At 60.3% G+C, this 13,091-nt stretch carries 8 protein-coding genes; 2 read left to right on the plus strand and 6 right to left on the minus strand.

Features of this window, described 5'->3' with window-relative positions:
• From IEX75_RS17225 to IEX75_RS17240, 4 genes are all read right to left on the minus strand, one after another.
• Positions 1 to 852 (minus strand): IS481 family transposase (locus IEX75_RS17225; RefSeq protein ID WP_188796044.1); only part of this gene is annotated, 852 nt, incomplete at its 3' end.
• Positions 853 to 1,093: 241 nt separating this feature from the next.
• The gene (locus IEX75_RS17230) at positions 1,094 to 1,705 is read right to left on the minus strand and encodes a peroxiredoxin (RefSeq protein ID WP_188796046.1); all 612 of its coding nucleotides are present in this window, start codon (positions 1,703 to 1,705) and stop codon (positions 1,094 to 1,096) included.
• Between the two features lie 124 nt (positions 1,706 to 1,829).
• Entirely contained in the window at positions 1,830 to 3,545 is a 1,716-nt protein-coding gene (locus tag IEX75_RS17235; RefSeq protein WP_188796048.1) for an ATP-binding cassette domain-containing protein, read from the minus strand.
• Positions 3,546 to 3,807: 262 nt separating this feature from the next.
• Positions 3,808 to 4,767: a phosphoenolpyruvate carboxykinase (ATP) gene (locus IEX75_RS17240; RefSeq protein ID WP_229720924.1), complete on the minus strand. Its 960-nt coding sequence runs from the start codon at positions 4,765 to 4,767 to the stop codon at positions 3,808 to 3,810.
• 250 nt (positions 4,768 to 5,017) lie between these two features.
• On the opposite strand from IEX75_RS17240, the gene IEX75_RS17245 reads away from it, so the two are divergent.
• Positions 5,018 to 6,493 carry a B12-binding domain-containing radical SAM protein gene (locus IEX75_RS17245; protein ID WP_188796052.1) on the plus strand — a complete coding sequence of 492 codons (1,476 nt, stop codon included), beginning with the start codon at positions 5,018 to 5,020 and terminating at the stop codon, positions 6,491 to 6,493.
• Entirely contained in the window at positions 6,468 to 7,679 is a 1,212-nt protein-coding gene (locus IEX75_RS17250; protein WP_188796054.1) for a nucleotidyltransferase family protein, read from the plus strand. The genes IEX75_RS17245 and IEX75_RS17250 overlap by 26 nt, the downstream gene beginning before the upstream one ends.
• Before the next feature lie 299 nt (positions 7,680 to 7,978).
• Here the strand turns inward: IEX75_RS17250 and IEX75_RS17255 are convergent, their stop codons facing one another.
• On the minus strand, positions 7,979 to 11,431 hold the full coding sequence (locus IEX75_RS17255) for an autotransporter outer membrane beta-barrel domain-containing protein (RefSeq protein ID WP_188796056.1): 3,453 nt from the start codon (positions 11,429 to 11,431) through the stop codon (positions 7,979 to 7,981).
• Positions 11,432 to 11,828: 397 nt separating this feature from the next.
• On the minus strand, positions 11,829 to 12,980 hold the full coding sequence (locus IEX75_RS17260; protein ID WP_188796058.1) for a Fic family protein: 1,152 nt from the start codon (positions 12,978 to 12,980) through the stop codon (positions 11,829 to 11,831).
• Positions 12,981 to 13,091: the final 111 nt, after the last annotated feature.

Genomic DNA, 13,091 nt, shown 5'->3' on the forward strand with positions numbered 1-13,091 from the left:
CGTCTCCATGCCGAGGGCTTCGTGAGGTCTGACGTGGTTGTAGATCTCCCGCCAATGATCGAATGCCTGGCGCAGTTGCTCCATCGAATGGAAGGTGCGACGGCGTAAGACCTCGACATCCAGGGTACGATGGAAGCGCTCGTCTTTACCGTTGGTCTGCGGATGGAACGGACGACTGAAGCTCACATGGATGCCCAGTTGAACCAACCATATCGTGAACGATGACAGGTGCCGGGAGTCGCCATTGCCCACGCCCCACGGCGATCCATTGTCCATGTTCATGCGTCGTGGCAGACCGTAGCGTCGGAACGCCTCCGTAAGCCATTGCCGAACGGTGTTGCCGCACATGTCCGTGTTGGTGCCAAGGACGAGGTTGAAGCGCGAATGGTCATCCAGGACGGTCAGCGGATCACAGCGAACGCGTCCCACGTGCACCGGCCCCTTGAAGTCCATTTGCCATAATTCGTTGGGCGCGTTGTGCTCAAATCGCATGTAGGGCTTGGAGGGTGCACGCATCGGCGACCCAAGTCGGCCATGACGACGCAGGATATGGGTGACCGTGCTGGGCGCCACGTCCACGTGGTCGTCACGCCTCAGCACCTTGGACAGCTTGCGGCCGCCCCAATCGGGAAAGGTGTCACGTAAGCAGACCACCCTCTCTTCCATCGCCGGGGACGTCTTCTGAGGACTGACGTGGGGTCGTTTCGATCGATTGCTTAAGGGCTCATTGGCCCGGGCCCGAGCCAGCCATTTATAGGCCGTCGTACGGCTGATGCCGAAACGACGGCACAGTTCGGCGATGGTGTTTTCGGGGCGATGCGCCAGGGCAACGAACTCGGTGCGAAGAGTCATCACAGATGCTTCCTTCCAGGGCATGGATAGAGACCTCGAGCCGCCTGTAGCGAGGCTCGAGGTGTAAACCATGTCCTGGCACACCTGTTAACTATGTCCTGGTACGAAACACCTTCGCCGGAATGACGGTGAGGTGTTACGAAACTTCCCCGGACAGCAGTGGGTATTCGCCGGAATGACGTCGAAACACACCGGACCGGCACCATCACGTGCCGGTCCTTGCACCACACCAAAGCAAACCTTACGGCGCCTTGCCCGCCTGCAGCTGCTGCACGATAGCCAGCGACTTCTGCACGTGCTGATCCGGATGCAGATGATCCGCCTCGGAAGAAAGCGTGGCGACGATCTTGCCGTCGCGGCCGATGACGAAGGTGGTGCGTTCGATAAAGCCATGATCGATGGCGACACCGCGCACGTCGGTCAGGCCGGGCTGTGCGGCTTCGGTCTTGAGCTCGTAGGAAGCCGCGATCTTGCCGGTGGCGTCGGAGGCAACCGGGAATTTGCCGGCGCAGTATTTCGGATCGGAGGAGAAGCTGTTGAGGCGATCGATGCTGTCGGCCGATACGCCGATGATGGTCGCGCCGGCAGCATCGAACTTGGCTTTATCCGTCGCGAAGGTGTGCGCTTCGAGATCGCAGCCGCCGGTATAGGCCGAGGGATAGAAATACACCACGACCGGCCCTTTCTTGAGCGCTTCCTTGAGCGAGAAGTTGAAATCCTTGCCGGCCTGGCTGGCCTCGGCGGTGAAATCAGGTGCGGCAGCGCCGGGCGCAAGCGCGGCAGAAGCCGGCACGGCGAACAGCATGGTGACCATCGCGCTGACGGCGATGGATGTGACGAGATGCTTTTTCATTCCTGCCTTCCTCTCTTATCGAAATGTGGGGGTGTGGAGCGTGGCACGGCGCATCCTACTCCACCGTCCGCTGGTTGGGATGCAAGCCCCCAACCTGTCTACTTCGACGCACCGATGTCAGGGGTTACACCTGCGACCATGCGTGCGCACGTTCTCCCGCATTGACGGTTGCACTGAAATCCGCACCGATGGCAAGGCATTGATCAGCTATCGCCGCCACGCTGCTGCGGTGCGACACCACCAGCATGATCGTGCGCGGCAGGCGACGCTTCAACGCGGACAGCACGGCGATTTCGGCAGCGGCATCGAGTGCGCTGGTCGCCTCGTCCAGCAAGGCCAGCAAGGGCTGCCGCAGGATGACCTGGGCCAGCAGCAAGCGCTGCAGTTCGCCGCCGGAAAGCCGGCTGGATGAACTGCTCAATGCCGTATCCAGTCCGTGTTGCGACCCGGCCAATCGCTTGTCGAGGCCGACGTCGATCAACACACGGCGCAGCATGTCGTCGTTCGCATCCGGCGCTGCCCACAGCAGGCATTCGCGCACCGTGCGTTGCCAGGGGCGTACGCTCTGGCTGATGTAGGCGCTGTTGCGCACCAGCTCGCGGTATTCATCAAAGCGTATCGAGCGTTGGCCAAGGCGCGCCGTAAAAGCACCCGGCCGCATCATGCCCGCCAGCACGTCGACCAGGCTGGTCTTGCCGATGCCGGAGTCACCGGAAAGCAGTGTGAGCGTGCCGGGTGCCAGGGAAAGATCACGAATATCCAACGCTGCCAGCGGCGGCTCCAGTTGTACGTGCTCGATATGCAACGTGCCGGTGATCTGCGCGCCATGCAGCGAAACGTGCACCGTGCGCGCAGGCTGCAATTGCATATAGCGTTGCCACAATTCAAATGCAGGCACGGCTGAATGCAGTTGCTGCAAGCTTTGCCGCGTCGATACCAGATAGGGCAGCAAACGTCCGAGCAACAGGCATACGGCAATCAACGACGCCTGGTCGACGCCGTGCAAGCGATAGGCAAGCACAAAGATGACAGCAACGCCGGCCGCCGCAAGCAACTCAAGCATCAACCGCCCCGAGGCAATGAGATCAAGCTGGTGACGATAGCCCTGGCCAAGCTTGGCGGAGATATCGGCATGACTCGCTTTTTCCGCATCTTCCCGCTCGAACGAACGCACGTGGCGCAAGCGCCGCGGGAAGTCCTCGCTCAACCAGAACAGCCGGGTCAAGTCAGCGATGTATTGGCGGCTGACCGTGGCTTGCTTGCGGCTGCTGATGCGCGATGCCGCCAAGGCAAGGATGGCGAGCAAAGGCGTCGCCAGCGCCAACGGCGGCGACACCCAGAAGGCCAGGCCCAGACTGACGGCTGCGGTGATACCTGCTACCAGCAACTGCAGCAACGCGTTGAAGCCTTGCGTGATGATCTCGACGTTGTAGGTGAGGACATTGGCGATTTCGGCCGAGGTGGCATCGGCCAGGGATGGCAACGATGCATCGATCAGGCGTGCATGCACGGCACGGCGCAGATGCATGCCGTAATGGCTGGCCAGGCGGGCCGCCAAACAGGCTGCCTGCCAGCGCAGCACAGCGAAGCATGCGGTAATGGCTGCGAACAGCAGCGCGTGTGTTTCGATGCTGCCCTGGATGTCGATGGTTCTGCCGCCGAGCACCAGCGGGTGGCCGGGCTGGACCATGGGAACCAGCATGACGGCGGCGGCACTGCCGGCGAGGGCGCAGCCCAAAGACAACAGAACGTAGACGGCTATCTTCGCTACATCGGTACTTTTGAGCGTGCCAAGGAAGGCGCCCATGGATGCGTGATCGTGGCGGGTCTGTTTGTCCATGCAGCTCACCGGTTCCTTCTAAAGCGCGCAGACGAACTTGGAGCTTGCCGTAAAGCACTTCCTCGCCTCACGTCATTCCGGCGAAAGCCGGAATCCAGTTTGAATATGTGGTGCGAAGCACTCTTAATCTTTTTATGTTGAGTGCTCCGCACACCATGTTTGAACTGGATTCCGGCTTTCGCCGGAATGACGATGCGCTCTGCAACGGCGTCGCGGTCAATATTCAGGACTTTGGCCAGAGAGAGATCAGAATGCTTCATGACTAAAGTCTCATCCGGCGATCCAGCAAATCGCTTAGGGCTTCAACGGACGCACGCGGATGCCCCCCTCGCCGCAACTCATGCATCCCCATCTGCACCAGCTTCTGCTGAAACGGCAACCATCCAGCCTGCCCGGCTGCATACGCTTGATCCGCATCCAAGCGCGCAGCGATGTCGCCCTTGGGCACAGGCCGCAACAGCGCATCAGGATCGTCCGTCATCTCAGACGATACAAACACGGCGCCCACCAGCTTCAACGGTGCCTTGGCAAGTCGCCCATGCCCCGACCGCACATCGGCCTCGAACTTCTCCACGCCGCTGCGGCGGCGGATGACCGGTGATTCGCTGATCCAGCGCTGCGCTTTCGCATCATCCACAAAACGCAGCGCATCGTTTTTCACGTGCACGTAATTGGTAACCGCCGTCGCAAGCATGCTTTCCGTCTGCACGAACACGGCATCCTCGGAAAGAAATTCCATTCCCTCCAACAAACCATGCAAGGCCAGCGTGGTTTTGCCCGCACCGCTATCACCCAGCAACAGCACGCCACGCCCTTCCCTGCCCACGCACGCAGCGTGCAAAGGCACCAGGCCAAGGCAACGCGCAGCCAGCACGAACACGGCAAATTCGATCAGCTCATAACGCAGGTGATACGGAAACGCGAGCATGTCTTCGGAGGCCACGACCAGCGCCTGCCGTTGCCGTGGCGATATCACCACATAGTTGGCGGCATTGATCACGCCGAACAGCAAATCCATGCCGGATTGCATTTGCACCGGCGGCGGCTCCATCGCATTCGGCAAATGCCCACCCGGCACCAGCCGCAATTGGACATGCAACTCGGGCGTCAGGAACGGCAGGCGATGTGGCGGCACGTCGCCGTAAGCGGCCTCGACCAGGTCCAGCAAAGCCTGGCTGGTGCTTTCGAAATGAAAGCGCCCACCCAGCAGTTGCTTATGCACGGATAACGGTCGCGGGAAACGCTCGCTGAAAGGATCTGCGCAGAGCTCGCGAGCGACATGCTGGGGAGGGGGGGCCATGCTGGTCAAACGTTATCCGTTAATAGCCGATGGGGACCACGCGTGAGTGCGCCCGGGACAGGGAAAGGTTGTGCGCTCATATGGCTGCAACCGAATACCAGCCATGGCGCACTCACGGTCACGCAGCACCACATGCCGCGTTTCCCAGGACTAGATCGAGGCGCCAAATAACATGCTAAAAATCCAGGTCGGCCACTCCTATTTCCTGCGGTACGACCGGAAACAATGGGAGCGTGGCAAACCTTATCCCCCGCTGGCGACGATCCAGGTTGCCGCCCTGCTGCGGCAGATGGGGCATGAGGTCAGCCTATTCGATGCCATGCTGGCGGACGGCGTGGAGGATTACGCCGGTTCTCTGCACGCCGCGGCCCCCGATGTGGTGGTCTTCTATGAAGACAACTTCAATTACCTGACCAAGATGTGCCTGAGCGTGATGCGCGAAGCGGCCTGCCGCATGATCGGCGAAGCGCGCGCACGCGGCGTACGCATCATCGTGGCCGGCTCCGATGCGTCGGATCAACCGGAGGCTTTTCTTGCTGCCGGCGCGCATGCCGTGCTGATCGGCGAAGGCATTGCCGCTCTCACGGAACTGATCAGCCGGCTGGAACGCAATCCCGATACCGACAACGCAAACTGGGTCGCCGGTATCACCGGTGTCGCCACCGTGGTCAGCGAAAAGACGCATGTGACGCGCATCGGCGTGGTGCCGCCGGACCCCCGGCTTACGCTGCGCCCCGCCTGGGATCTGCTCGACATCAGCCGCTATCGCAGCCTGTGGCGCGAACGGCATGGCTATTTCAGCCTCAACATGGCCGCGTCGCGCGGCTGTCCGTTCCGCTGCAACTGGTGCGCCAAGCCCATCTGGGGCAACCACTACAAGCAACGCAGCGCGCAGGACATGGCGGCCGAGATGACGTATCTGAAGCAGACCTTCCAGCCGGACCATATCTGGATGGCAGACGACATCTTCGGTTTTCACGTGGATTGGGTCACCGAATTCGCCGAGCATCTGCACGCCACCAACGGCTCGGTGCCGTTCACCATTCAAACCCGCGCCGACCTGATCAGCGAACGCATGGCCGATGCACTCGCGCAAGCGGGATGCGCCGAAGCGTGGATTGGCGCGGAAAGCGGCAGCCAGCGCGTGCTCGACGCGATGAACAAAGGCACGAAGATGGCGGAGCTGATCACCGCACGCCAGCGCCTGGGCGCGCGCGGCGTGCGCGTGAGCTTCTTTATCCAGCTCGGCTACCTCGGCGAGCAATTGAACGACCTGCTCGCCACCCGCGAACTGGTCACGCAGGCCGCGCCGGACGATATCGGCGTGAGCGTTTCCTATCCCCTGCCCGGCACCAAGTTCTACGAACAGGTGAAGGCGCAGCTCGGCCGGAAAACCCATTGGGACGACAGCGACGATCTCGCCATGATGTTTCGCGGCGCCTACGACTCGGAGTTCTATCGCCGCTTCCGCGACTTGCTGCACGCACAAGTCACGCTGCGGCAATCGCCGGCGCATGACGCCCAAGCTGCTGCCGCGCTGGATGCCCAATGGGATGCACTGATCGCGAATGAATACGCACACCGCACCGAACACGCCACCTCAACCATCACCGCGATCCGCCATGCTGCCGCCGCTCAAAACTGTTAGAGAAGGCCTGCACCGCACCACCGAAACACTTGCGGCGGAACTGGCGCGTCCAGGCCATCCCACGCCCGCATGGAACGAACTGGAGTGGCGCCTGGCTTCGGCCGCCGCAGCGGCACATGGCATATCGCCTTTGCTGCATCGCTGTTCGCCCTGGCAAAACCTGGCCTGGCGGCGGTTTCTGGAAGCGCAGTACACGCACGTCGAGCAGCGTCATCAACGCATTGCGGATTTGCTCAAGCGCATCGACGCCGAGGCGCGTTCGGCCGGTGTGGCGATGGTTGCCTTGAAGGGCTCGGCCTTGCATGCCATCGGCCTGTACGCGCCGGGCGAACGCCCTATGGCCGACATCGACCTGCTGGTGCGCGAAGACGATGTGGAACACGCCAGCAAGCTGCTGCAGGCGTTGGGTTACGTGGAATCCTTCACGCAGTGGAAGCACCGCACCTTCAAGCCCCATGCCGGCGAACCGGTCATCGGGCTAGGCGAACATCGCGATACACCGATCAATATCGAGTTGCATACACGCATCCAGGAACGCCTGCCGATTTCCACCATCGACATCACCAGGCAGATCTACCCGCGCCATCCGCTGCCGGGCTTGAATCCCTATTCGTCCAACGGCGCCTTGATGAGCCATCTGCTGCTGCACGCCGCCGGCAATATCTGCGGCCGCAGCCTGCGCCTGGTGCATCTCAACGATATCTCGCTGCTGGCCACGCGCATGCACATCAGCGACTGGGAGGTGTTGTGGGAGTCGCATGAACCCGCCTGGTGGGCCGTGCCGCCGCTGCACATGGTGGCCCGCTATTACGCGAATGCGGTGCCTCGCACCGCGTTTACAGCCTTGGAACCGGCATGCACGCCGTTGCTGCGCAAGCTGTCCCGGCATCAAACCTTGACGCAGGTTTCGTGCTCCGCCCTGTGGCTGAGTGCCCTGCCCGGCATCGAATGGTCGCGCTCGTTGAGCGAGGCCGGTCATTGCGTGTTGAATCGCCTCAGGCCAACCGAAGAATCGCGCAAAGAACGTGCGGATATGGTGCGTACGCAGGTGTGGCTGAAGGGGCAGGATTGGGTCAGGCAAAAGCACGTACGGCGCCTGCTGACACGGCTGACGCGGCCGGTGCCGCGGATGGATACGCTGTATGTGGTGCGGGCGGCGTTGGATGAGTTTGTTTCGGTGACTTAGATTTGAGTCACGCGATCCAGTGATAACGCCCGGTCTTGCTTGATCGTCATTCCGGCGAAGGCCCACTTCTGTCCGGGGAAATTTCATAGTACCTCACCGTCATTCCGGCGGAGGCCGGAATCCATCGCCAGTACGAAGCATGGATTCCGGCCTTCGCCGGAATGACGATAAGGCACGATTGAAGACTATGGTGAAAACAAGTTCCCCATGACGACTCGCTCTGAAACAGTATCAACGTGACTTTGACCATTGCTGGCATGACAGGGAACGTCTGGATATATCAGGGTTTGCACCCCAACCTACAAACTCATCCGCACACCCGCCGCCGCATGCCACCCACCGGCAATCGCCCCATTCCTAGATGTATCCCCTGCTTCGGCAAACACACTCCATTTGCCACCCAGCGCCGCGCGCACACCCGCCACCGCTTCACCAGCCGTGCCATAACGCGTCGGTAGCGCCACCGGCACGGAACCGCCATCGAGCGAAGCGGTGACGTTCGATTTGCCGCCAACCGTGTGGATGGCCGACACACGCGTATACACGTCACCGGTAACGCCGGGCGACAACGTAAAGGTCTTGCCGATCAGCACGCCGGCACGCGTGAGAAAGCTATGGTTCTGTTTCACGTCGAAACGAACCTGGTCGCTCGCGGCATAGTTGCTGGCGCCAATCGAACCGTACGCGGCCTGCAGTTGCGGCTCGATATAACCGCCACGTGCGCCTTCGAAACGCCGCCCTACGCGTACCGACGTACTGATCGCGGTGGTGTGATAACGGCCGGATGCCGTACCGAACGAATTCGTCGACGAATAATCGTCACGCAGTTGCCCGACGCGGCCGACCACGTCGGCGAACACGCCACCATTCGACACCCAGGTGCCGTACGCGCCAAGGGAATCACCGCGCAGGCTCGCCGTGCCGTTCTGCAGACTCGCGTGCGATTGGGTATGCGTATAAACCAGGCCGGCGATATTGCGGCCACCGTCGAAATCCGTTCGCTGTTCTGCGCCGAACGACGTGCTGGTTTCGCTCTGACGATACGTGCGCCCATCGCTGCTGTTGCCGATGAAATCGCCGCCTTCCGCATCGGCCCATACGCCTGACGCCATGGGCGTTTCGTCACTGCGCAAAGCTTCGCTATGACGCGACACGGACTGTTCCTCGATGTGCCAGATATTCGCCAGTGCAAGCGAGGCGTCGCCGGCCACGAGCACGCCTGTCGAAGGCGTGATGGCAGGGCTGGTAATCGCCACGCCAGTACCAGTGCTGGCCCTGTTCGAACTTCCCGCATTGGAAGAGCTCGTGCCTGTCGTGGTGGTCGTACCGGTACCGGAAGTACTGGATGTAGCAGAACTGCTGCCCGTGCCGCTCGATACGGTTCCTGAGCTGCTGCCCGTACTCGGCGCCGTCGTACCGGTGCTGCCGCTGGACGACGATGACGTGCCACCGCCCGATGTGCTGCTCGATCCATTACCCAGAATATCGATCCCGGCCAGCAGTATCTGCTTGCCATTCGAACTCAGGCTCACTTCCGGTACGTAGGAGAAACGCACCAATGCGTTTTCGTAAGTGGCACTCCACTGGCTGGTCAGACCTTTCACGCCCAGGAAACTCGCGGCTCCGTTGGCGGCTGCCGTGGCATCGACGATTACGATCGGCTTGGACGCCGCGATCGACGTACCGTTTTGCAGCGTTGTCGCGTTTACCCACGATGTGCTGCTGAGCACCGGATCGTAGGCAATGCGCACCTGCTGCGCACCCTGCGCGGTAAACGAGCGGATGCCGCTGCCGAACACCACTTCGTCCGCCTGACCGTTGCGGATATCGCTTAGAAGCGTAAACACCGAGCCATCGGCAAGATTGACGCTGGCGCCACTGCCGTTGATCTGCAAAGTACGCAGACTGTAGGTAGGTACGCTGTTTGGCGAAAACGTACCCCAGCTTGCCGCCATGTCGATCACGCCACCGGAACCGACGGTGAGCGTACCCGTGCCGAAATTCGTGCTTACTGTACCGCTGCCAGTGACGATCCAGCTCGCGCCGTTGCTCAGCGAGACATTGGCCTGGCCGACTGTTCCGTCGGTATCGGCCAGCACCAGCCCTTCGAGCCAGGATGTGGATGTATCGAGATTGAGGTTCAAGATGCCGTCGTAGCCGCTTTTTGCGTTGGTCAGCACGTCACCTTGAATGGTTACATCGTTGCTCTTGGCCTGGTTGATGTTGGTTGTCGCGGCCGAGGTGCCGGACGAACGCGTGACCACACCATAGTTGCTTGCCGCCTTCGAGCCTGAAGCCGGGGCAGTTGAAAGGCTGCCGGTGAAATTTGCCGTACCGTAGTTCACGATGCCGTATGTAGCGCCTGCGACTTCAGAGACAGTAATAGCAACATTGCCCGGAACTATGAGCGATAGCGAGTTGGCGATGCCGTAGGCCGAATGACTGCCCTGCGTGCCGGTCGCCTGGATCTGCACGGTAGCGCCGGCCTTGGACAAGGTCATGTTGCCGGCATTATTGAGCCCATAGACATCCGAATCACCCTCGAACGTTCCGTCGGTCGCGGTGATGCTGACGTTGCCGTTGAACACCATGTAGCCGTTGCCGCCGTTACCACCGTAGTTGTAGACGCCGGTCGTGTCGCCAAAGGTACTGCTTCCCCCTTGTGCCGAAATGGTGGCATCGCCATTGAAAATGGTCTTGGACAGCCAGTGGCCAGCGTTAACGCCGAACGCACTGCGATTGCCAATGGCGGTGATGGTGGTGGGACCGCCTACGTAGATGTAGCCATTGTTGCGAATGCCCATCACCGTCGAGCCGTGCGCGATGGCATACAACTTCAGATAGCCATCTATTTCGGTATGCGCCGATACGCTCTCATCCCAGATGCCGTTGACGTTATCGGAGGGATAGACGCCATCGGCAGTCAGATCGACGTTGCCGGTGACTTTCAGGACACCACGGCCATCCTGCTCAATCGCATAGTCAGTACTGTTGCTGTCTGATTCGGCCGTGAGGTTGCCGTTGATCGTGATGCTGCTGCCGTTGCCGGTGAGGTAGATGGCATGGCTGTAGCCCGGCGTCGAGGCCTTCAACGTCGCGTTGCCGTTGATCGTGATGCTGCCGTAATTATCGGCCCACAATGCATCGGCATTGCCATAGATCGTGCCGCCGATGCGCTGGGTCCACGAGTTGTTGTCGACTGCACTGACGTTGACCGGACCATTGATGGTGACCGATTTTGCGGCACCCTGCGGACTGGATGCGTACACGCCGACAGCTGCACCACCGGTGGTACCCGAGCTGGGCACATCACGGGTTGCCAGGATGGACAGGTTGCCCGCGGTCGCGTTGAGAATGACTGACGAAGACGACGTGGTTATCTCAACGCCATAGACGTTGGTGTTTGCCGACTCGACATCAATGGAATCGCCATTCGCGAAGCCGTACACCAGGTTGCCGTTGGCATCCGTGGATGTGCTGTATGACGTATCCGCCGAGGTGCCCGTGAGCGTGGCCGTATAGGTGGTGGCCGGCGCGGCCTTCGCCTTCGCCGCGGTCAATGCAGCAAACGTCGCCATCATCGAAATCGGTATCGCCCGGCGCCGCTGGCGCATGCGCAGCCGCTGCATCGCCTCGGCGTAGTTCGCTTCGATGGACGCCTGCCATGCTTCGGGAAGCTGCGCGAACAAGTACGGCTGTCTTCGGTAATAGCGCCACAGCTCGATGCTCGACGCGTCGATTTTCTTGTTCACTCTGTTGTCCCCTTATGAAGCGCAATGAATGACGGCGTGACGCGGATGCGTCACCAGTCATTTCAGGCCACACGTGTCAGCTCATGACAAACGCTTCGTTCGATCACCGAACATTCGCACGCGGTAAGTACCACATTGCAGGCTGCGGGTTGGGATGGGATAGCCGTGATGTGAATGCAATCACGCAGAATGTTTTGCGCGTGCGGCGAAGCTGTCGGGATGAATCCGACACCTCACGTTGATGACAAGCCCTGTTCGCACCCGCAGGCAGCGTAGGTTGGGGTGCAAACCCCAACATTGCCATCCAGATGGACACGGCGATGTTGGGGTTTGCACCCCAACCTACGGCGCCATTTGGTAGTTAATGATGTTGCTGCGGACGCGTGGCGGTCTCGGGCTATCTACTCAGCAACTCGATGTAACCCTTGTAGCCATACTCCTGGCCACGCCTCTTACCCGAGGTTTCCGTCAGGATGCCCGCCTTCTCCAGCACCTTCACAGCGGTGGCGGCGGTCGGATAGGTCACCCCGAGTACCTTTGTGGCGAGATCCACGGTGAGCCGTGGCATCGTTGGCAAGTTCTCAAAAAGACGGATCGTTTGAACCGTGCTGCCGTCAGTCACCATGACCTTCTTGCGGTCGTTTGCAATCAAGGTCGCAATGCTGATGATGCTTGCTTGCGCACTCTCGGCTGCTTGCCTGGTGCAATCCAGAAAGAACGCGATCCAGCTTTCCCAATCGCCAGTGAGGCGAATGTTGGACAAGCGACGGTAATACTCGGCCTGGTACGCCTTGAGCTGGCCAGATACGTAAAGCAAGGGTTCCGGCAGGATTTTCCATGCCTCCAGCAACGCGGCGATCAGCAATCGTCCAATACGCCCGTTTCCATCCAGGAACGGATGGATCGTTTCAAATTGCGCGTGAATCAAGGCGATGCGAACCAATGGCGGCAAGTCTGTTGATCCTTCGTAACTCCCGTGGATGTAGTGCTCCAATTCTCCCAGCAAACGCGGTACTTCCAGGTGCGGCGGCGGCACATGCACGGCATTGCCGGGCCGGCTACCGCCGATCCAGTTTTGGGACGTGCGCAACTCGCCTGGCTGCTTGTTATTGCCGCGCACTCCTTCCATCAGGATCTTGTGTGCCGCACATAGCAGACGGGTAGAAAGGGGCAAGCCATTCTCGCTAGCCAGTTGGCTACGCACGTACTCGAACGCCCGCAGGTAATTCGTGACGTCGCTAACGTCCGTATCCTTGACCTCGATGCCAGCTTCCTCATCAAGCAGATCGGTGAGGGTCGCCTGAGTACCTTCTATTTGCGAGGTTAGTAATGCTTCCTTACGGATGGCGCTGTAGATCAACCATTCACCGGAAGCGACCAAGCCCGTCAGCGCCTTCAGGCGTTCGAGTGCCTGCTCGGCCTCCGCATTGCCCCGATAGCTGTGGGGATCAAGACGGGGGTTCAATGGCGGAAGACGGACCGGCACAAAAGCACGGACGTTTTCGCCGCCTGCTGACGTTGCCACATACGTACCAGTCTCCCTGTCCATCGATCCTCCCCTTGCTTTGTTAAAGCTTCCTTGAATTAGCCCAAAGCTTAGTAAAATTTCTTTGATTGATTCAGGATGTTATTAAAGAGTGCTTTAATAGTGTAGCAAAAA

The organism is Dyella nitratireducens, from assembly GCF_014642835.1.
Classification (GTDB): domain Bacteria; phylum Pseudomonadota; class Gammaproteobacteria; order Xanthomonadales; family Rhodanobacteraceae; genus Dyella_B; species Dyella_B nitratireducens.

Coding starts and splice junctions, on each gene's coding strand:
- IEX75_RS17230 (WP_188796046.1), bottom strand. CDS start 1,705: ATGAAAAAGCATCTCGTCACATCCATCGCCGTCAGCGCGATGGTCACC.
- IEX75_RS17235 (WP_188796048.1), bottom strand. CDS start 3,545: ATGGACAAACAGACCCGCCACGATCACGCATCCATGGGCGCCTTCCTT.
- IEX75_RS17245 (WP_188796052.1), top strand. CDS start 5,018: ATGCTAAAAATCCAGGTCGGCCACTCCTATTTCCTGCGGTACGACCGG.
- IEX75_RS17250 (WP_188796054.1), top strand. CDS start 6,468: ATGCTGCCGCCGCTCAAAACTGTTAGAGAAGGCCTGCACCGCACCACC.
- IEX75_RS17260 (WP_188796058.1), bottom strand. CDS start 12,980: ATGGACAGGGAGACTGGTACGTATGTGGCAACGTCAGCAGGCGGCGAA.